The organism is Streptomyces alboniger (assembly GCF_008704395.1).
Lineage (GTDB): Bacteria > Actinomycetota > Actinomycetes > Streptomycetales > Streptomycetaceae > Streptomyces > Streptomyces alboniger.
In genome coordinates this window covers 6,835,003-6,854,311 of record NZ_CP023695.1, presented here as the reverse complement: position 1 = coordinate 6,854,311, position 19,309 = coordinate 6,835,003, and the positions used below count along the sequence as shown (strand labels likewise).

Genomic DNA, 19,309 nt, shown 5'->3' with positions numbered 1-19,309 from the left:
GGCCCGGCAGGGCGCTGCCCCCCCCCTCAGCCGAGGTCGTCGTCCGGCGCGGGCAAGTCCCGTGCGGGCAAGTCCCGCGCGCCGAGGCGCAGATGCTCGATGTGGTAGACGGCCTCGTCCAGGAGCTGGGCGACGTGGTTGTCGTAGAGGCTGTAGACGATGCGGCGGCCCTGCCGCGAGCCGGTGACCAGGCCGAGGGCGCGCAGCAGGCGCAACTGGTGGGAGACCGCCGACTGTTCCATGCCGACCGCCTCGGCGAGCGCGCCGACGCCGCAGGGCCCCTGGCGCAGCTTGGTGAGGATCATCAGCCGGGACGGGGTGGCCAGCGCCTGGAGAGTGGCGGCGATCGTGGCGGCGGAGTCCGCGTCCAGGTGCGTCGCAGGGGTGATCTTGCTGTCGACTCCGTGTCCCATGCGGCAATCCTACTCGTCGTACAGTTGAAGACCTCTTCATGTATTCCGCTATGGTGGGTGCGCCGCTTCCCCGACCGACCATGAGGTGTGCTCCGATGTCTTCCGCTCTGGTGGGCGACCGGCCGGCTCCGGCCTCCGCGCAGGCCGCGCCCGCGAAGGCGCGCCGCACCCGGCTCGTCGCCCTGCCCGAGGTGCGCTGGGCTGCGCTGGCCACGGCCGCGTTCCTGCTCGCGTTCCCACTCGACCTCGCAGGGGCCCCCGCCTGGGCGTGGGGCCCGCTCTACGCCCTGTGTTACGCGGCCGGCGGCTGGGAGCCGACCGTGGCAGGGCTCCAGGCGCTGCGGGAGCGGAGCCTCGACGTCGATCTGCTGATGGTGGTCGCGGCTCTCGGCGCCGCGGCCATCGGGCAGTTCCTCGACGGCGGACTGCTCATCGTCATCTTCGCGGTCAGCGGCGCGCTGGAGGCCCTGGCGACCCGGCGTACCGCGGACTCCGTGCGTGGACTGCTCGACCTGGCACCCGCGATGGCGCTGCGGCTGCCCCCGGACGGCGCCGACGGAGCCGAGGGTGGCGAGGGCGGCGAGGAGCGGGTGGCGGCGGACTCGCTGCGGATCGGCGACACCGTGCTCGTACGGCCCGGTGAGCGGCTGCCCGCCGACGGCACCGTGCTCGACGGCAGCAGCGAGGTCGACCAGGCCACCATCACCGGTGAGCCGCTGCCGGTGGCCAAGGAGGCGGGCGACGAGGTGTTCGCCGGCACCCTCAACGGCACGGGCGCGCTGCGGGTGCGCGTCGGCCGTGATCCCAAGGACTCCGTCATCGCCCGCATCGTGGCGATGGTCGAGGAGGCGAGCGAGACCAAGGCGCCCACGCAGCTCTTCATCGAGAAGGTCGAACAGCGGTACTCGGTGGGCGTGGTGGTGGCCACGCTGGCGCTCTTCGGCGTTCCCCTCGCGCTCGGCGCCGCGTTCACCGAGACGCTGCTGCGGGCCATGACCTTCATGATCGTGGCCTCGCCCTGCGCGGTGGTGCTCGCCACCATGCCGCCGCTGCTCTCCGCGATCGCCAACGCGGGACGGCACGGCGTGCTGGTCAAGTCCGCGGTCGTGATGGAGCGGCTCGGCGCGGTGACCAAGGTCGCCCTCGACAAGACGGGCACGCTCACCGCGGGCGCGCCCCGCGTCACGGACATCCGCGTGCTGCCGGGCACCGAGCTCACCGAGGACGAGGTGCTCGCCCTGGCCGCGTCCGCCGAGCACCCCAGCGAACACCCGCTCGCCCGCGCCGTGGTCGTCGCCGCCCGGGAGCGTGGGCTGCCCCTGGAGAGCGCCCGGGACTTCGCCGCCGCTCCGGGGCGTGGTGTCCGCGCGGTCGTCGCGGGCCGCGTGGTCCAGGTCGGCAGCCCGGACCGGCTCCTCGCCGACGCCGACGCGGACTCCCGTACGGGCGAGGCCTCTCGTACGGGCGAAGCCTTTCGTGCGGTGGTCGCGGTGGCGGACGACCACGCCAGGACCGCCGTGCTCGTGGTGGTCGACGGCACCCCCTCGGCTCTACTGCGTCTCGCCGACCTGCCGCGCCCCGGGGCCGCCGAGGCCGTCGCGGGTCTGCGTGAACTCACCGGTTCCGCGCCGGTGTTGCTGACCGGCGACACGCCGTCCGCCGCCGCGCACCTCGCGGCGGAGACCGGGATCGAGGACGTCCGCGCCGGGCTCCTTCCGCAGGACAAGGTGGCGGCCGTACGGGAGTGGGAGGCGCGGGGGGAGCGGGTCCTGGTCGTCGGGGACGGTGTGAACGACGCGCCCGCGCTCGCCGCCGCGCACAGCGGGATCGCCATGGGCAGGAGCGGCTCCGACCTGACCCTGGAGACCGCCGACGCCGTGGTGGTGCGGGACGAACTCGCCACCGTGCCCGCGGTCGTGGCGCTCTCCCGGCGGGCCCGGCGCGTGGTCGTGCAGAACCTGGTCATCGCCTCCGTGTGCATCGGCGCCCTGGTGGTCTGGGACCTGGCGGGACACCTGCCGCTGCCGCTCGGCGTCGCGGGCCACGAGGGGTCGACCGTCCTGGTCGGGCTCAACGGCCTGCGTCTGCTGCGCCGTTCGGCGTGGCACCAGTAGGGCGGCGGCACGGCCGGCAGACGCCGCTGAGTTCGAGGGTGTGCTCCAGCTCGGCGAACCCGGTCGTCTCGCCGAGGCGGTCCGCCCAGGCCTCGACGTCCCGTGCGTCGACCGGCTGACTGCGGCCGCAGCGGCGGCAGATGAGGTAGTGCTGATGCTCGTCGGTGGGCCGCCGCAGATAGAGCCGCTCGCCGGTCTCGTCCCGCACGACATCGACGAGACCGGCCCGATCGAGGGCCCGCAGCGCGCGATAGACGGTGGTGAGCCCGACCGCGCTGCCGCACCCGGCGAGCAGGGCGTGCAACTCCTGCGCGGAGACGAACTCCCGGCACCGGCCGAGGGTTTCGAGCACGGCGTCCCGCTGCGGCGTCCGGCGCACCCCGCCCATTACGACGCCCCCTCCCCCATGGCCGTCGGCAGGCCGGGCAGGGCCGCCGGCGCCGGGAGGTCCGGCGTCCCGCACGACGTGCCGCGGAAGCTCAGCGTGCGGTAGACCCGCACGCCGCCCGCCAGCTCCGCGCACGCCTGGGCCGCCGCCGTGACGCGGCGTGTGTACGCGGGGTCGGTGGCGTCGAGGAGGACGCCCAGGGTCGTACCGCTGTGCCCGACGGCGACACCCAGGCCGCCGACCTCGCGGCAGACGGCCCGCATCGGGTCCAACAGCCTCTTGTGGCGCAGGCGTTGGTTCATCAGGGCGCTGCGGGTCGCGACGCGGCCGACCTCCGCGAGGTCCCGGTCCCGCACCGCGTCGGTGAGGCTCGCCAGCAGGCCCGCGTAGGCGCGCCGGTCCGCGGCGGTGAACGGCTTGGGGATGCGGTTGAAGTCCACCGTGTCGACCGAGCCGCCCTCGTCGACGCCGACCACGGCCATGGCGGGCAGCGACCCGAGGACCGCGCGGAGCCGCACGCTGCGGTGGTGGAAGGCGACGATCGCGGGGTACAGCACGCCGTCGGTGGGTTCGATGCGGGCCAGGAGGCGTTCGATCCGGGCGGGCGGCATGGCGACGTCGAGGGCCCGGCCGACCGCCCGCGCGGTGGCGACGAGATCGGCGGAGGAGCTGGCGAGCCCCTTGCCCTCGGGGATCACACTGCTGACGGTGAGCACGCCGCCGCGCGCGGACCGCGCGCCGCGCGGCGCCAGGTCCGCGATCATCCGGGCCAGCCGGAGCGCCTTGGTCTTGCGTGGCGGCCAGACCTCCAGCTCCCCCGAGTCGGACTCCTGCCGGAAGGTGGCCATGGTCCAGCGGGCGACCGGCAGCGTCACGAGGAAGTCCCCGTCCTCCTCGGGCAGCACCCCCTGGAGCAGCTCACCGAAGGTGCCGAAGGCGGTCCCCACCCCGGCGCCCACCCCTGCGCCGGCGCGGGTGGCCGCCCCCGCCCCTCGCCCTCTCCGCGACGCCTGCCGCGGCGGGCGAGCCCTCGCTCCGGCCTCCTGGGACAGCTTCACGCGACTCCTCTCGACACGGCGGGGCGCACACGGCTCGGCACCCCGCCCGGATCAGTGTGCCGACCCTACCCGGTCTTGACAATCATTTTCATCTAGTGTGATGCTCTCGGCGTCCCGGGGACCCGCACGCCCCCCGGCCTCTCCTGCTCTCACGTCCCTACGGGGGGTCTCCGTCATGCACGCCCATATCGCCGAAGCGGTGAAGAAACCCGATCTCATATCCCTCGAACCGGATCTGGCCTGCCTCCGGTTCGAGACCATGAAGATCTACTCGGCCCTCGGAGCCGTCCGCCATCTCCTGGAAACGGGCGCCGTCAAGCCCGGTGACACCCTCATCGACAGCTCCAGCGGCATCTACGCCCAGGCCCTGGCCCTCGCCTGTCACCGCTACGGCATGAAGTGCCACATCGTCGGCTCGACGACGGTGGACCGTTCGACACGCGTGCAGCTGGAGATACTCGGCGCCACGCTGGAGCAGGTCGCACCCTCCAAGAACCTGCGCCTCGACCAGGAGTTGAGGGTGCGCCGCATCGCCGAGATCCTGGCCGCCCACCCCTCGTACCACTGGATGCGGCAGTACCACGACGCCATCCACTACTACGGCTACCGCGAGGTCGCCGAGTCGATCGACAAGGACGTGCCCGCGGGCCCCCTCGCGCTCGTCGGCGGCGTGGGGTCGGGGGCCTCGACCGGCGCCCTCGGCACCTACCTGCGCGAGGCCGGGCGGGACGTGACGCTCATCGGCGTCCAGCCTTTCGGCAGCGTCACCTTCGGCTCCGAGCACGTCGCGGACCCGGACATGATCATCGCCGGGATCGGCAGCGCCATCGCGTTCCAGAACGTCCGGCACGAGCTGTACGACCGCGTGCACTGGGTCAACTTCGACCACGCCGTCTCCGGAGCCGTCTCGCTGCTGCGCACCAGCGGCATCTTCGCCGGGCTGTCGGCGGGCGCCTCGTATCTGAGCGCGCTGTGGGAGCGGCGCCGGGACGACACGCGTACGTACGTCTTCATCGCCGCCGACACCGGCCACCGGTACGTCGAGAGCGCCTACGCCCATCACCGACAGGCCCTGGACACCGACACGTTGAAGCCGCACGAGATCACCTCGCTCGACCAGCTCAAGCACCCCTGGTCCACCACGGCCTGGCCCCCCGTCACCTCCTGAACCACCCGCTGCCTCACCCGGCGATCCCAGAGAGAACCCACATGTCACACCCCACACCCCACACCGTCGCGGAGCTGACCGAGGCCGTCCTGGCGGGCGCCCACGGCCCTGACCCGGCCGAGCTGACCGTCACCAGCGCGTTCTGGCTCTACAACACCACGCGACTGGCCGGCGGCGACGTCACGTACCACAACCACTATCTGCTGCTGCGCGTCGGCGACTCGTTCGGCGCCTGCTCCTTCGAGGCGGGTGAACTCGCCCCGGAATTCTGCGAGAACGCCTCCGGCCACTCCCTGGACAAGCTCCTGCGCGACGAGTGCGCGCCCGTGCGCACCGCCGCCCTCGACGCCTACCTCTCGCGGGTGCGCCCGCACCGCGACGCCGACGACGCCGAGCGCGTCATGCTGCCCACCGGCACCCCTGAGGTCCGCGCCGAGGCCCGGGACGCCGCCGTGGCGGGGCTCCTCGACATCGCGCCCGGCGCCAAGGTCGCCCTGATCGGCGTGGTCAACCCGCTCGTCGCGGCGATACGGGAGCGGGGCGGCGTCTGTCTGCCCTGCGATCTCAACCTGCGGACGACCGCGTGGGGCGACCCCGTCACCGACGACATGACCGAAGTACTCGCCCAGGCCGACGCGGTGGTCGCCACCGGCATGACGCTCAGCAACGGCACCTTCGACCTGATCCTCCAGCACTGCGTCGAGCACCAGGTGCCGCTGACCGTCTACGCCCAGAGCGGCAGCGCCGTGGCCCGCGCCTTCCTCGGTGCGGGAGTCACCGGTCTGAACGCGGAGCCGTTCACCTTCTCCCAGTTCAGTGCCGACGCCACGCCGATGTACCGCTACCGGGCCGCCCTCACGAACGGAGCCGCGGCGTGAGCGTCGATGCCACCAAGGACACCCGTGGCACCGCGGAGGAAGCGGTGCCGGGCGATCTGCGCATGGCCCGCGCCCTGTGGCCCGTCCTGCTCGCCTCCGCGGTCGGCCTGCTCCCCTTCACCGTGTTCAGCACCTACCTCGTACCGATCGCCGACGAGGCGGGCAGCGGCGTCGCCGCGATGGGCGGCCTGCGCGGACTCGGCGGTCTCGCCGCGCTCCTGGTGGGCACCGCGCTGGCCCCGCTGATCGACCGGGTGCCCAAGGAGTGGGCGGCGGCGGGCGCGCTCGCCGCGCTCGGCCTCTCGGCGGCGCTCGGCGCCAGCGGCGACTTCGTCCTGCTCGCCGTGTTCTGCCTGCTCATCGGCGCGAGTACGGCCGTCCTGAACCCCGCGCTGACGGCCGCGGCCGCCGACCGCTTCGGCACCGGCAAGGCCGCGGGGCGCGCGGCGACGCTGGTCACCGCCACCCAGTCGATGACCGCCATGCTCGCCGCGCCGGTCATCGCGCTGCCCGCGTTGTTCTGGGGCTGGCAGGGCGACCTGTTCGGTGTGACGGCGGTGGCGCTGCTGCTCGCGGTGGTCTTCGTCGCCCGGCGCGAGAAGCGGCAGGAGGCGACCTCGGGTGACGCGCCCGCCGAGCCGCGCCTTGGCTACCTCGCCTCGTTCAAGGCACTCGCGGGGGTTCGCGGTGTGGTGCCGCTGCTGCTGATCGGCTTCCTGCGCACCGCGGTGTTCATGGGCTACCTGGCGTATCTCGCGGCGTTCTACGAGGAGCGGTTCGACCTCGACGCCGGGGTCTTCGCCTTCGTGTGGACGCTCAGCGGCGCGGCGTTCTTCGTCAGCAATCTGCTCACCGGCCGCCTCACCAACTCCGCCGCGCCGCGCCTGTCCACGGAGCGGATGCTCGCCGTCGGCCTGGTCGCCGCCCTCGTCTCCGTCGTCGGCTTCTACTTCACCCACTGGCTGCCGCTCGCGCTGGCCATGACCGCGCTGCACGCGGCGAGCCACGCGATCGTCGCCGCGTGCGTGGTCAGCCTCATCGTGCGGCGCTGCGGGACGTCGCTGCGCGGCTCGGCGCTGAGCCTCAACGCCGCGGGGCAGAGCCTCGGCGTGTTCGTCGGCGCGGCGCTCGGCGGGGCGGGCCTCGGCCTCGCGGGCTACCCGGGTGTCGCCGTCGTGTTCGGCGCCCTCGTCGTCGCAGCACTCGGCGCGGCCGCCCTGGTGCTGCGCGCGCGTCTTCGGGACGAGAAGGATGACGAGAGGGATACGGAGGTCGAGGTCTCGTGAGCACTGTCGCGGAGGCGGCGCCGACCCGGCCCCGGGCCGCCGTGCGGGACCGGCTCGCCTCGCCCAGGGCCCTGGTCCTGACGTGCGTCGCGCTCTTCCTCGTCCTTCTCGCCTCCGTCGTCGTGGCCATCGGGCTCGGCGCCGCCCTCGTGACGCCCGCCGAGACGGCCCGCTATCTGTGGGCGGCGCTCACCGGGGGGCGGATCGACGCCGACGAGATCACGACGTACCAGATCATCTGGCAGATCCGCACGCCCCGCGTGCTGCTCGCCGCGCTGGTGGGGGCGGGGCTGAGCGCGGTCGGCGTCGCCATCCAGGCGATGGTGCGCAACGCCCTCGCCGACCCGTTCGTCCTCGGCGTCTCCTCCGGGGCGTCGGTGGGCGCGGTCGGTGTGACGGTCACCGGAGGCCTCGCCGCGCTCGGCGTGTACGCGGTGTCGGCCGGGGCGTTCGTCGGGGCGCTCGTCGCGTCGTTCCTCGTGTACGCCGCCTCCTCCAGCCGGGGCGTGCTCTCGCCGCTGCGGCTCGTCCTGACCGGCGTGGCCATGTCGCTGGGCTTCCAGGCCGTGATGAGCGTGATCATCTACTTCGCGCCGGACAGCGAGGCGACCAGCATGGTCCTGTACTGGACCATGGGCAGCTTCGGCGCGGCCAGTTGGGGCGCGCTGCCCGTCGTCGCCGCGGCCGTGCTCGTCGGGCTCGCCGTGCTGTACCGGCACGGGCGGGCGCTGGACGTGCTGGCGCTCGGCGACGAGACCGCGGCGAGCCTCGGCTTCGGACCCGACCGGCACCGCAGGTCCCTGCTCGTGCTCGTCTCGCTGATCACCGGCGTGATGGTGGCGGTGAGCGGCGCCATCAGCTTCGTGGGGCTCGTCATGCCGCACCTGGTGCGCATGGTGGTCGGTGCGGGGCACGCCCGTGTCCTCGCCGTCGCCCCGCTCGTCGGCGCGGTCTTCATGGTCTGGGTCGATCTGCTCTCCCGCACGGTCGTCGCGCCGCGCGAGCTGCCGCTGGGTGTCATCACCGCGCTCGTCGGGGTGCCGGTGTTCATCGCGCTGATGCGCCGCAAGGGCTATGTGTTCGGGGGGCGTTGAGATGGATCTGCGCATCGAGGGGCTCGGGGTCGTCATCGACGGCAAGAGCCTCGTGGAGGAGCTGTCGCTCGACGTGGGCGGCGGTGAGGTCGTCGGCCTCGTCGGCCCGAACGGCAGCGGGAAGTCGACCGCGCTGCGCTGCGTCTACCGCGCGCTGCGCCCCGCCCGCGGCACCGTCCGGGTCGGCGGCGACGACATCACCGGTCTGCCGATGCGCCGCAGCGCACAGCTCGTCGCCGCCATGACGCAGGACGGCGCCGTCGACCTCGACTTCACGGTCGAGGAGGTCGTCGCGCTCGGCCGGGCGCCGCATCAGCGCGGCAACCAGGCGCTCAGCGCACGCGAACGCGAGCTGTGCGTACGGGCGATGGAGCGGCTCGACATCCGGCACCTGGCCAAGCGGGGCGTCCTGACCCTGTCGGGCGGGGAGCGCCAGCGCGTGCTGCTCGCCCGCGCCCTCGTCCAGGAGCCCGGCGTGCTCGTCCTCGACGAGCCGACCAACCACCTCGACGTACGCCACCAGATCGAGGTCCTCTCGCATCTGCGCGGCGCGGGGCTCACCGTCCTCGTCGTGCTGCACGACCTCAACCTCGCGGCGGCGGCCTGCGACCGGATCGGCGTGCTGTCCCAGGGCCGCCTGGTGGCCTCGGGAACCCCCGAGGACGTACTCACCGAACAGCTCATGGCCGATGTGTTCGGTGTGAAGGCGACCGTCGTCCCGCATCCGCTCACCGGCGACCCCCAGCTGCTGTACGCGCTGCACCCCGCGCTCTGACCTCCGTCCCCACCCTCTTCGGAAGGCACGATCACCCCATGTCCCACACCCGTTCCCTCGCCGTGGGCTCCGCGCTCGCGGCCACGCTGCTGCTCGCCGGCTGCGGCGCCGACGTCGACTCGGACGGCGCCGCGAAGGCGTCCGAGAAGGTCACCGTCAAGAGGTGCGGCGAGTCCGTCCCGTACAAGGTGCCCCAGCGCGCCGTGGCGTACGAGGGCGGCAGCGCCGACAAGCTGTTCAGCCTCGGCCTGACCGAGCACGTCCACGGGTACGTGATGCCGCCCGCCAACCCGCCGGTGAGCGAGTCGCCCTGGGCGTCGGAGTACGCCAAGGTGAAGATGCTCAGCGACGACCTGCTCAACAAGGAGATCGTCGTCGAGGCCAAGTCCGACTTCGTCGTCGCGGGCTGGAACTCCGGCTTCAGCGACCAGCGCGGCATCACCCCGAAGATCCTCGACAAGCTCGGCATCCAGAGCTTCATGCACACGGAGAGCTGCTTCAACTACCCCGGCCACCCGCAGAAGGTGACGCCGTTCAAGGCGCTCTACAGCGACCTGGAGCGGCTCGGGAAGATCTTCAAGGTCGAGAAGAAGGCCGATCAGGTCGTCGGGGGCCTGAAGAAGCGCGTGGCGGCCGTCGAGAAGAAGGCCCCCAAGGGCGATCGGGTGCCGGTCTTCCTCTACGACTCCGGGACGAACCAGCCCTTCACGGCGGGCAGCCAGGTACCGCCGAACGACATCATCAAGACCGCGGGCGGCAGGAACGTCTTCGACAAGCTCGACGCGCGGTGGACGCAGGTCAACTGGGAGGCCGTCACCAAGGCCGAGCCCGAGGTCGTCATCATCTTCGACTACGGCGACCAGCCCGCGAAGAAGAAGATCGAGTTCCTGAAGAAGTCCCCGCACACGAAGGAGCTTCCCGCGGTCAGGAAGAACAACTTCTTCGTCCTCGACTACAACGAGGGCATCAGCGGGCCGCGCGACATCGACGGGCTTGAGAAGTTCGGGAAGTACCTGCGGGAGCTGAAGCGCTGACCCTCTTGCGGCCGGCCGGCTCAGTCCGCGAAGGGCGTGCCCGGCAGTCCACGGCCCGCGTCCGGCAGCACGAGCACCGACCCCGCCAGCGGGTGCGGGCGCTCCTGGCCGGCGCGGGCCGTGGTGATGTAGAGGTCACGCAGGCCGGGGCCGCCGAAGGCGCAGGCCGTGGGGCGGGGTACGGGGAGTTCGACGGTCAGGTCGAGCCGTCCCGCGGGGGTGTACCGGCGGACGGCTCCGCCGTTCCAGAGGGCGACCCAGACGCAGCCGTCCGCGTCCACGGTCAGCCCGTCGGGGTCCCCCGCACCTTCCTCGATCACCACGAACGGGCGCCGACCGCGCGCGTGCCGACCGTCGAAGTCGAGGACGTCGACGCGGCGCGTCGGGCTGTCGGCGTAGTACATGAGCCGCCCGTCGGGGCTCCAGCCCGTGCCGTTGCTGACGGCGACGTCGCCGAGCGGCCCGGACTGCTCGGTGGCGGTGCCGTCGGGGGCGACGCGGGTGAGGCCGCCGCCGCCCGGCGCCTCGTCGTAGCGCATGGTGCCCGCCCAGAGGGCGCCGTCGGGAGCGACGGCGGCGTCGTTGCCGCGCCGGCCCGGCACGGGGTCGCGCACCAGCCAGGAGAAGGGCGAGCCACCGGGGCCGTACAGGCCGATGCCGTCACGGAGGTTGACCACCAGGCCGCCGCCCGCACGGGGCTTCGCGGCGCCGACGTGCTGTTCGGTGGCCATGACCGTGCGGCGGCCGTCGGCGGGATCGTACGTGTGGACGCGGGAGGCGAGGATGTCGACCCAGATGAGGCGTCCGGTGGCCGCGTCCCAGGTGGGGCCCTCGCCGAGCCGCGCCTGCTCCCGCACGGCCACCTCGTACGCGGCTCGCCTCGCCGGCCCGGCACTCCTGGCCGGCGCGGTCCTCCTCCCGGACGCGGTCCTCCTCCCGGACGCGGCCCTCATCACGCGCCCCGATGGCCGAGGCGGACCGACAGGTCGCCCGCGCCCTTGGCGGCCAACTCGGCCAGCTCCCGCTCGCGCTCCTCGCTCCAGCGGATCATCGGCACGGAGATGGAGAGCGCCGCGACGACCCGGCCCGCGCTGTCCCGCACGGGCGCCGCCACACAGCTGACGTCCGGGTTGGACTCCCGGTGCTCGACCGCGACGCCCCGCTCGCGGACGGCCGCGAGGGCGGCGACGAGTTCGTCCGGGTCGGTGATGCTGGCGGGGGTCATGGCGGTGAACTCCCTGCCCTTCAGGCGGGCTTCCAGCTCGGGCTGCGGCAGCGACGCGAGCAGCATCTTGCCGACCGAGGTGCAGTGTGCGGGGAGCCTGCGGCCCGCCGCGGAGACCATGCGCACCGCGTGGGTGGAGTCCACCTTGGCGATGTAGATGACGTCGGTGTCCTCCAGGATGGCGACGTGGACGGTCTCGTCGCAGGTCTCGGCGACCTCACGGGCCACCTGTTGGCCCTCCGCGGCGAGGTCCAGCTGCTCGGCGTAGCGGCTGCCGAGCTGGTAGGTGCGCACGCCGAGGCGGTAGCGACCCGGCTGGTCCGGGATCTGGACGAGATACGAGCGGGCCGCCAGAGTGGTGAGCAGCTCGTGCACGGTGGTGCGCGGCAGCTGAAGCCTGCGGGTCACCTCGGGCGCGGAGAGCGTCCCGTCCCCCTCCAGGAACAGTTCGAGTATGTCCAGCGACCTGGTCACCGCGGGAACGAGTCGTCCCATGAGGCCTCCCACCCTGCGCGTCCGAGATCTCGGCCGCCGACCGATATGACGAACACAGGTTAGGCGCCCAAGGCTGTTGCGCGCGACCCATTGACACTCTCCGGCCACCGTGAATACCGTCACGCCACCATTTCGAACGTGTGACGAAATACCGAACAAACCAAGGGGCAACTGCCTTGCGCATCACGGGAATCAGCACGCATGTGGTCGGAACGCCCTGGCGTAATCTCACCTACGTCCAGGTGCACACCGACGAGGGCCTGACCGGCATCGGCGAGACGCGCATGCTCGGCCACACCGACGCGCTCATCGGCTATCTCCGCGAGGCGGAGGCCCATCACATCGCCGGGTCCGACCCGTTCGCGGTCGAGGACCTCGTCCGCAGGATGAAGTACGGCGACTACGGCCGGGCGGGCGAGATCGTGATGTCGGGCATCGCGGTCATCGAGATGGCCTGCTGGGACATCAAGGGCAAGGCGCTGGGCGTCCCCGTCTGGCAGCTGCTCGGCGGCAAGGTCACCGACCGCGTCAAGGCGTACGCGAACGGCTGGTACACCACCGAGCGCACCCCGGAGGCGTACCACAAGGCCGCCCAGGGGGTCATGGAGCGCGGCTATCGCGCGCTGAAGATCGACCCGTTCGGCACCGGGCACTACGAACTGGACCACGAACAGAGCGTGTACGCCGTCTCGTTGATCGAGGCCGTGCGCGACGCGATCGGGCCGGACGCCGAGCTGATGCTGGAGATGCACGGCCGGTTCTCGCCCGCCACGGCGGTCCGCCTCGCCCGCGACCTCGCGCCGTTCCGCCCCGCCTGGCTGGAGGAGCCGGTGCCGCCGGAGAACCTCAAGGCACTGGAGAAGGTGGCCGCGAAGGTGGACATGCCGGTGGCGACCGGCGAGCGCATCCACGACCGGATCGAGTTCCGGGAGCTTTTCGAGAGCCAGGCCGTGGACATCATCCAGCCCGACGTCGGTCACATCGGCGGCATCTGGGAGACCCGCAAGCTCGCGGCCACCGCCGAGACCCACTACATGCTGGTCGCCCCGCACAACGTGGGCGGTCCCGTGCTGACCGCGGCCTCGCTCCAAGTCGGCTTCACCACACCGAACTTCAAGGCCCTTGAGCACTTCAACGACTTCGCGGACTCCGACATCAGGAAGGTCGTCAAGGGCGCGCCCCAGGTCGATCCGGAGACCGGCTGCTTCGAGCTGTCGCACGCTCCCGGCCTCGGTGTCGAGCTGGACATCGACGCGGCCGCCGAATTCCCCCAGCAGCAGGCCCGCTTCGACCTGTGGGCCGAGGGCTGGGAGAAGCGTTCGCCCGGCGGGGCCAAGAAGTGAGCAGCCGCGCGATCGTCGTGGACCGGCCGGGCGAGCACCGGCTGGTCACCGGCGACGTCCCGGTGCCGGGGCCCGGCGAGGTCCTGGTCCAGGTGGCCGCCGCCGGGATCTGCATGAGCGACCGTGAGGTGTACGACGGTCATCGCGACGCCGCCTACGTCCGCTACCCGGTGACGCCCGGGCACGAGTGGTCCGGGACCGTGACGGCGGTGGGCGCGGGCGTCGACCCCGCGCTCGTCGGCCGCAGGACCGTCGCCGAGGGGTTCCGGGCGTGCGGCCTCTGCGAGCGCTGCCGGTGCGGGGAGACCAGCCTGTGCACCGGTGGCTACGCCGAGACCGGGTTCACCGAGCCGGGCGCCTTCGCCGGCCATCTGGCAGTCCCCGCGCGGCTGTTGCATCCGCTGGCCGACGACGCGGACCTGCGCGCCGCCGCCCTGCTCGAACCGGCCGCGGTGATCGCGGCCGCCGTGCGGACGGGCCGTCCGCGCCCCGGTGAGCGGGTCGCGGTGGTCGGCGCGGGCACCCTCGGGATGCTGGCGGTGCAGCTGCTTTCCGCGTCCTCCCCGGCCGAGCTGGCCGTCGTCGATCCGCGCGGGGCACGTGGGGAGCGGGCGCGGGAGTTCGGCGCCACGGACGCGCTCTCGCCCGACGAGGCTCGGGCTGCCCATGGCCGCTTCGACCTGGTCGTAGAGACGGCGGGCGCGGCGACCACCGCCGCCTCCTCGTGTCTGCTCGCCCGTCGGGGCGGGCGGGTCGTGCTCACCGGGATGTTCGCACCGGGGGCCGTCGGCATCGACCCCGTACATCTGTCGCTGAGCCAGCTGGAGGTGCGGTCCGTCTTCGGGGCGTCGTCCTCGGCCTGGTCGGACGCGGTGCGGGCCTTCGGCCTCGGACTGCTCGACCCGGCGCCGCTGATCACGCACGAGTTTCCGCTGGAGCGGTTCGGGGAGGCCGTCGCCCTGGTGGGCGGGGGCGATCCGAAGGTCGGGAAGGTGCTTCTGGTGCCTTGAGTATCTGCCGCGGGCCGGGGGTGGCTGGTCGCGCCCCGCGGCGGAGCCGCACATGTCCCAAGCCTCGCGCCCCTGGCGGGGCGCCTCCCTCACGTACGCCCCATGAGGCGAACGGCATTCGACATACCGAACATTGGAGTACCGTGACCGCCCCGTCAGCCCCCCGGCGCCCCGGCGCCGACGCCCTCGCCCGGATCGGGCACCCCGTGCCCGCCGTCGATCCGGCCGACGCCTCCCCGCACACGTTTCCCGACGGCGGTACCTGGCGTACCGAGATTCCCTCGGTCGAGGGGCCCGAGGCCCTTGCCGTCGTACTGAAGGAGAGCGCGCGCCTCGACGTGCCCGTCCACCGGATCAGTCAGGGCAGCGGCGTCTGGATGCTCACCGACGTCGAGATCACCGAGATGGTGGATTCCTGCGCCGAACGCGACATCGAGCTGTGCCTGTTCACCGGGCCGCGCGGCACCTGGGACATCGGCGGTTCCACCCGCACCGACTCCGGTGGCGCGGGCCTGCGCGCCCGTGGGCACGACGCTCTCGCGGGCTGCGTCGAGGACGCCGTGCGCGCCACCGGGCTCGGCGTGAAGTGCCTGCTCGTCGCCGACGAGGGCGTGCTGTGGTCCCTGCACAGGCTCCGCGTCGCCGGGGTGCTCCCCGCGGACACCACCTTCAAGCTGTCCGCGCTGACCGGCCCGGTCAACCCGGCCTCGTACGAGGTGTACGAGCGTCTTGGCGCCGACTCCCTCAATGTGCCGTCCGATCTCAGCCCCGCCCATCTCACCGAGATCCGCCGGGTCAGCCGGGCCCCCATGGACATGTACGTGGAGGCGCCCGACGACCTCGGCGGGTACGTCCGGATGTACGAGGTGGCCGAGCTGATCCGGCGCGGCGCCCCGCTGTACGTGAAGTTCGGCCTCTCGAAGGCCACCGGCATCTACCCCTACGGCGCCCATGTGCGCGACCATGCGCTCGCCACGGCCCGGGAACGGGTCAGACGTGGCCGCCTCGCCCTGGATCTGCTGGCCCGGCACGGCGCGGAGGGCGGCATGTCACCGCTCGGTGCGCGGCTGCCGGGTGAGCTGCGCCGCTTCGCCGTCCCGGAAGGGGACTGACCCATGCGCACCCGCACTCCCGGCATCACCGTCACCGCCGCGCTGCTCGCCGTCTCGCTGACCGCCTGCGGTCAGGAGGCCAAGGGCGGCAGCCGCTACGAACCGGACGACGGCAAGGGCGGCACGATCGGCCTCGCCATGCCCACCAAGTCCTCCGAGCGGTGGATAGCCGACGGCAAGAACATGGCCTCGCAGTTCAAGAAGGCCGGTTACGAGACCGACCTCCAGTACGGCGACGACAAGGTGGAGAACCAGGTCGCCCAGATCGAGAACATGATCACGAAGGGCCACCGGCTCCTCGTGGTGGCCGCGATCAACGGCTCCGCGCTCACCGACGTACTGAAGCGGGCGAAGGACGCGGGCATCCCCGTGATCTCGTACGACCGGCTCATCCTCGGCACGAAGAACATCGACTACTACGCGTCGTTCGACAACGAACGCGTCGGGCGGCTCCAAGGGCAGTACCTCGTCGACAAGCTGAAGCTCGGCAAGCCCGGCGAGAGCGCGGAAGAGCCGCGCTCCATCGAGCTGTTCGCGGGGGACCCGGACGACAACAACACCAAGTACTTCTGGAACGGCGCCATGAAGGTGCTGAAGCCGTACTTCGACAGCGGACAGCTCGTCGTGCGCAGCAAGCAGACGCGGCTGACGCAGGCCACCACGCTGAAGTGGGACGGCGGCACCGCGCAGAAGCGCATGGACGACCTGATCAGCAAGAGTTACGGCGACAAGCGGGTCGACGCGGTGCTCTCGCCGTACGACGGGATCTCCATCGGCATCATCTCCGCGCTGAAGAGCGCGGGGTACGGGTCGAGGAGTCAGCCGCTTCCCGTCATCACCGGGCAGGACGCCGAGCTGGCGTCGGTGAAGTCGATCATCCGCGGTGAGCAGACGCAGACCGTCTTCAAGGACACGCGGAAGCTGGCCGCGCAGACGGTGAAGATGGGCGACGCGGTCCTGACCGGCAAGGAGGTCCAGGTGAACAACACCACGGACTACAACAACGGCGAGAAGACCGTGCCGTCCTTCCTCCTGAAGCCGGTGAGTGTCGACAGGTCCAACACGAAGCTCCTGGTGGACGAGGGGTACTTCACGGCGGAGCAGCTCAGGTGAGCGCGCCCATTTTGGAGATGCGCGGGATCACCAAGACCTTCCCCGGTGTCAGGGCGCTCTCCGATGTCAGTCTGACCGTGCGGCCCGGGGAGATCCACGCGATCTGCGGTGAGAACGGCGCCGGGAAGTCGACGCTGATGAAGGTCCTCAGCGGCGTGCACCCGCACGGCAGTTACGACGGCGAGATCCTCTTCGAGGGCGAGCCGATGGCCTTCAAGGACATCCGCGCCAGCGAGCGCCGGGGCATTGTGATCATTCATCAGGAGCTGGCGCTGGTCCCGTACTTGTCGATCGCCGAGAACATCTTCCTCGGAAACGAACAGGCCAGACGCGGCATCATCGACTGGAACGACACCCTGCGCCGGGCGAGTGCCCTGCTCAAGCGGGTGGGGCTGCGCGAGAAGCCGCAGACGCCGGTCTCCGACATCGGCGTCGGCAAACAGCAGCTGGTGGAGATCGCCAAGGCCCTGTCGAAGGAGGTGAAGCTGCTGATCCTCGACGAACCGACGGCCGCGCTCAACGACGACGACAGCGCGAAGCTGCTCGATCTGATCGTGGAGCTGCGGGGGCAGGGCATCGCGAGCATCATCATCTCGCACAAACTGAACGAGATCCGGCAGATCACCGACACGGTGACCATCCTGCGCGACGGGCAGTCCATCGAGACGCTGACGGTACGTCAGACTCCGTCCGACAAGGCGATGTTGTCGGAGGACCGGATCATCCGGGGCATGGTCGGGCGCGACCTCGACCACCGCTTCCCCGACCGCACCCCGTACGAGGGCGCCAACGCCGGTGAACTGGCCCTGCGGGTGGACAACTGGACCGTGCGCCACCCGGTCGACCACCAGCGCACGATCGTCGACGACGTGTCGCTGACCGTGCGGCGCGGCGAAATCGTCGGCATCGCGGGCCTGATGGGCGCGGGCCGCACGGAGCTGGCAATGTCCGTGTTCGGGCGCTCCTACGGACAGTACGTCTCCGGGACCGTGGCCGTGAACGGCCGGCCCGTGGTCACCAAGACGGTCCCGGCGGCGGTCGACGCCGGCATCGCGTACGTCACCGAGGACCGCAAGCGCTACGGCCTGAACCTCATCGACAACATCAACCGCAATGTCTCGCTGGCCTCCCTGCCGGGGATGCGACGGCACGGTGTGGTCGACGAACATCACGAGCGGCAGGTCTCGGAGCGCTACCGCAAGTCGATGAACATCAAGACGCCCACCGTCTACGAGCAGGTGGGCCGGCTCTCCGGCGGCAATCAGCAGAAGGTCGTCCTGAGCAAGTGGATCCACGCCGACCCCGAGGTGCTGATCCTCGACGAGCCGACGCGCGGTATCGACGTGGGCGCCAAGTACGAGATCTACACCGTCATCGACAGACTCGCGGCGCAGGGCAAGGCGGTCCTCTTCATTTCCTCGGAGCTGCCCGAGCTGCTCGGGATGTGCGACCGGATCTACACGATGGCCGAGGGCCGCCTGACCGGCGAGGTCGCGCGCGCGGAGGCCACCCAGGAAGTCCTGATGCGCCATATGACCACGACCAGAAGCAAGAGCTGAGGCCGCCATGACCACCACGACCACTCCCCCACGGGACTCGTCCCCCGCGCCACGGCCGGCCGCACGCTCGGCCGGTGCGCTGTTGCTCGACAGCATGCGCTCGAACATGCGCCAGTACGGCATGCTCATCGCCCTGGCTTTCATCGTGGTCCTGTTCCAGATCTGGACCGACGGCACGCTGCTGCTGCCGAACAACGTCTCCAATCTGATCCAGCAGAACGGCTACATCCTCATCCTGGCCATCGGCATGATGATCGTCATCATCGCGGGCCACATCGATCTGTCCGTCGGCTCGCTGGTGGCGTTCGTGGGCGCCATGTCGGCGGTGATGATGGTCAAGCACGACATGCCGTGGGTGCTCGCCCTCGTCCTGTCCCTGCTGATCGGCGCGGTCGCGGGCGCCTGGCAGGGCTTCTTCATCGCATACGTCGGCATCCCGTCGTTCATCGTGACGCTGGCCGGCATGCTGCTCTTCCGCGGGCTTACGCAGATCGTCCTGGAGGGCCAGTCGCTGGCCCCCTTCCCCGACGGCTTCCAGAACATAGCCAAGGGCTTCATCCCGGAGATGGGCCCGTACACGCAGTACCACAACCCCACGCTGCTCCTGGGCCTCGCCACGATCGCCTTCCTGCTCCTGCGTGAATGGCGGGACCGCAAACGGCAGTTGGCGTTCGATCTCGACGTCCTGCCGGTCGGCCTGTGGGCGGCCAAGTGTGTGGCGATGACGGCCGCGGTGGTGGCGTTCACGCTGACGCTCGCCAGCTTCCACGGCGTGCCGGTCGTCATGCTCATCATGTGCGGGCTGCTCATAACCCTCGGGTACGTCATGCGCAACGCCGTCGTGGGCCGTCATGTGTACGCGCTCGGCGGCAACAAGGCCGCCGCGAAGCTCTCCGGCGTCAAGGACAAGCGGGTCACCTTCCTGGTCTTCGTCAACATGGGCGTCCTCGCGGCGCTCGCGGGCTGCGTGTACGCCGCCCGGCTCAACGCGGGCACCCCGCAGGCCGGCCTCAACTTCGAACTGGAGGCGATCGCGGCCTCGTTCATCGGCGGCGCGTCGATGAGCGGCGGTGTCGGCACGGTGATGGGCGCCGTGATCGGCGGACTGGTCCTCGGCGTCCTCAACAACGGCATGTCGCTCGTCGGCATCGGCACGGACTACCAGCAGGTCATCAAGGGGCTCGTGCTGCTCGCTGCGGTCGGCTTCGACGTCTGGAACAAGCGCAAGGCCGGCCGGTAACCCC

General features: G+C 71.4%; 18 protein-coding genes. 13 read left to right on the top strand and 5 right to left on the bottom strand.

Annotated features, from left to right (window positions below; all coding sequences use genetic code 11):
- Positions 1 to 26: 26 nt before the first annotated feature.
- The gene (locus CP975_RS30090; protein ID WP_055530600.1) at positions 27 to 413 is read right to left on the bottom strand and encodes an ArsR/SmtB family transcription factor; all 387 of its coding nucleotides are present in this window, start codon (positions 411 to 413) and stop codon (positions 27 to 29) included.
- A 95-nt stretch (positions 414 to 508) separates the two neighbouring features.
- On the opposite strand from CP975_RS30090, the gene CP975_RS30085 reads away from it, so the two are divergent.
- Positions 509 to 2,527, top strand: a complete 2,019-nt coding sequence (locus tag CP975_RS30085; RefSeq protein WP_055530598.1) for a heavy metal translocating P-type ATPase — start codon at positions 509 to 511, stop codon at positions 2,525 to 2,527.
- On the opposite strand, the gene CP975_RS30080 is transcribed toward CP975_RS30085, so the two are convergent.
- Positions 2,484 to 2,915 carry a Fur family transcriptional regulator gene (locus tag CP975_RS30080; RefSeq protein ID WP_055530596.1) on the bottom strand — a complete coding sequence of 144 codons (432 nt, stop codon included), beginning with the start codon at positions 2,913 to 2,915 and terminating at the stop codon, positions 2,484 to 2,486. The two genes, CP975_RS30085 and CP975_RS30080, sit on opposite strands and share 44 nt — an antisense overlap.
- A complete protein-coding gene (locus CP975_RS30075) occupies positions 2,915 to 3,862 on the bottom strand; it encodes a GHMP family kinase ATP-binding protein (protein ID WP_150477564.1) in 948 nt (315 codons plus the stop codon). The genes CP975_RS30080 and CP975_RS30075 overlap by 1 nt, the downstream gene beginning before the upstream one ends.
- Positions 3,863 to 4,148: 286 nt before the next feature.
- Between CP975_RS30075 and CP975_RS30070 the strand changes: the two genes are divergently transcribed.
- Genes CP975_RS30070 through CP975_RS30045 form a run of 6 tightly spaced genes read left to right on the top strand, consistent with a single transcriptional unit; the run spans position 4,149 to position 10,208 of the window.
- Positions 4,149 to 5,141, top strand: a complete 993-nt coding sequence (locus CP975_RS30070) for a pyridoxal-phosphate dependent enzyme (protein ID WP_055530604.1) — start codon at positions 4,149 to 4,151, stop codon at positions 5,139 to 5,141.
- A gap of 41 nt (positions 5,142 to 5,182) precedes the next feature.
- Positions 5,183 to 6,019 carry a Rossmann-like domain-containing protein gene (locus CP975_RS30065; protein WP_055530606.1) on the top strand — a complete coding sequence of 279 codons (837 nt, stop codon included), beginning with the start codon at positions 5,183 to 5,185 and terminating at the stop codon, positions 6,017 to 6,019.
- Positions 6,016 to 7,305 carry an MFS transporter gene (locus CP975_RS30060; RefSeq protein ID WP_055530607.1) on the top strand — a complete coding sequence of 430 codons (1,290 nt, stop codon included), beginning with the start codon at positions 6,016 to 6,018 and terminating at the stop codon, positions 7,303 to 7,305. The genes CP975_RS30065 and CP975_RS30060 overlap by 4 nt, the downstream gene beginning before the upstream one ends.
- A gap of 41 nt (positions 7,306 to 7,346) precedes the next feature.
- Complete coding sequence (locus tag CP975_RS30055) at positions 7,347 to 8,399, top strand: FecCD family ABC transporter permease (protein ID WP_199782978.1); 1,053 nt, start codon at positions 7,347 to 7,349, stop codon at positions 8,397 to 8,399.
- Between the two features lies 1 nt (position 8,400).
- Positions 8,401 to 9,174, top strand: coding sequence for an ABC transporter ATP-binding protein (locus CP975_RS30050; protein ID WP_055530609.1), 774 nt, complete (start codon positions 8,401 to 8,403; stop codon positions 9,172 to 9,174).
- 38 nt (positions 9,175 to 9,212) lie between these two features.
- The gene (locus CP975_RS30045) at positions 9,213 to 10,208 is read left to right on the top strand and encodes an ABC transporter substrate-binding protein (RefSeq protein ID WP_055530611.1); all 996 of its coding nucleotides are present in this window, start codon (positions 9,213 to 9,215) and stop codon (positions 10,206 to 10,208) included.
- Positions 10,209 to 10,228: 20 nt separating this feature from the next.
- On the opposite strand, the gene CP975_RS30040 is transcribed toward CP975_RS30045, so the two are convergent.
- The gene (locus CP975_RS30040) at positions 10,229 to 11,065 is read right to left on the bottom strand and encodes an SMP-30/gluconolactonase/LRE family protein (RefSeq protein ID WP_246201680.1); all 837 of its coding nucleotides are present in this window, start codon (positions 11,063 to 11,065) and stop codon (positions 10,229 to 10,231) included.
- Positions 11,066 to 11,160: 95 nt separating this feature from the next.
- Positions 11,161 to 11,928, bottom strand: coding sequence for an IclR family transcriptional regulator (locus tag CP975_RS30035; protein ID WP_055530616.1), 768 nt, complete (start codon positions 11,926 to 11,928; stop codon positions 11,161 to 11,163).
- Positions 11,929 to 12,104: 176 nt separating this feature from the next.
- On the opposite strand from CP975_RS30035, the gene CP975_RS30030 reads away from it, so the two are divergent.
- The 6 genes from CP975_RS30030 to mmsB all read left to right on the top strand — a co-directional run bounded on the left by CP975_RS30030 (position 12,105) and on the right by mmsB (position 19,305).
- On the top strand, positions 12,105 to 13,271 hold the full coding sequence (locus CP975_RS30030) for a mandelate racemase/muconate lactonizing enzyme family protein (RefSeq protein ID WP_055530618.1): 1,167 nt from the start codon (positions 12,105 to 12,107) through the stop codon (positions 13,269 to 13,271).
- Positions 13,268 to 14,281 (top strand): zinc-dependent alcohol dehydrogenase, encoded by a 1,014-nt coding sequence (locus CP975_RS30025; RefSeq protein WP_055530620.1) that lies wholly within the window; start codon positions 13,268 to 13,270, stop codon positions 14,279 to 14,281. The genes CP975_RS30030 and CP975_RS30025 overlap by 4 nt, the downstream gene beginning before the upstream one ends.
- 143 nt (positions 14,282 to 14,424) lie before the next feature.
- Positions 14,425 to 15,393: a hypothetical protein gene (locus CP975_RS30020; RefSeq protein ID WP_055530622.1), complete on the top strand. Its 969-nt coding sequence runs from the start codon at positions 14,425 to 14,427 to the stop codon at positions 15,391 to 15,393.
- A 3-nt stretch (positions 15,394 to 15,396) separates the two neighbouring features.
- On the top strand, positions 15,397 to 16,506 hold the full coding sequence (chvE, locus tag CP975_RS30015; RefSeq protein ID WP_055530624.1) for a multiple monosaccharide ABC transporter substrate-binding protein: 1,110 nt from the start codon (positions 15,397 to 15,399) through the stop codon (positions 16,504 to 16,506).
- On the top strand, positions 16,503 to 18,065 hold the full coding sequence (gene mmsA / locus CP975_RS30010; protein WP_199782976.1) for a multiple monosaccharide ABC transporter ATP-binding protein: 1,563 nt from the start codon (positions 16,503 to 16,505) through the stop codon (positions 18,063 to 18,065). The genes chvE and mmsA overlap by 4 nt, the downstream gene beginning before the upstream one ends.
- A gap of 7 nt (positions 18,066 to 18,072) precedes the next feature.
- Positions 18,073 to 19,305, top strand: a complete 1,233-nt coding sequence (mmsB, locus tag CP975_RS30005) for a multiple monosaccharide ABC transporter permease (RefSeq protein WP_055530629.1) — start codon at positions 18,073 to 18,075, stop codon at positions 19,303 to 19,305.
- The last annotated feature ends 4 nt before the right edge of the window (positions 19,306 to 19,309 follow it).

What these genes read in the sequence shown, in the direction of transcription:
- CP975_RS30090 (WP_055530600.1), bottom strand. Translation starts at nt 413, where the DNA reads ATGGGACACGGAGTCGACAGCAAGATCACCCCTGCGACGCACCTGGAC.
- CP975_RS30085 (WP_055530598.1), top strand. Translation starts at nt 509, where the DNA reads ATGTCTTCCGCTCTGGTGGGCGACCGGCCGGCTCCGGCCTCCGCGCAG.
- CP975_RS30080 (WP_055530596.1), bottom strand. Translation starts at nt 2,915, where the DNA reads ATGGGCGGGGTGCGCCGGACGCCGCAGCGGGACGCCGTGCTCGAAACC.
- CP975_RS30070 (WP_055530604.1), top strand. Translation starts at nt 4,149, where the DNA reads ATGCACGCCCATATCGCCGAAGCGGTGAAGAAACCCGATCTCATATCC.
- CP975_RS30065 (WP_055530606.1), top strand. Translation starts at nt 5,183, where the DNA reads ATGTCACACCCCACACCCCACACCGTCGCGGAGCTGACCGAGGCCGTC.
- CP975_RS30050 (WP_055530609.1), top strand. Translation starts at nt 8,401, where the DNA reads ATGGATCTGCGCATCGAGGGGCTCGGGGTCGTCATCGACGGCAAGAGC.
- CP975_RS30045 (WP_055530611.1), top strand. Translation starts at nt 9,213, where the DNA reads ATGTCCCACACCCGTTCCCTCGCCGTGGGCTCCGCGCTCGCGGCCACG.
- CP975_RS30035 (WP_055530616.1), bottom strand. Translation starts at nt 11,928, where the DNA reads ATGGGACGACTCGTTCCCGCGGTGACCAGGTCGCTGGACATACTCGAA.
- chvE (WP_055530624.1), top strand. Translation starts at nt 15,397, where the DNA reads ATGCGCACCCGCACTCCCGGCATCACCGTCACCGCCGCGCTGCTCGCC.
- mmsB (WP_055530629.1), top strand. Translation starts at nt 18,073, where the DNA reads ATGACCACCACGACCACTCCCCCACGGGACTCGTCCCCCGCGCCACGG.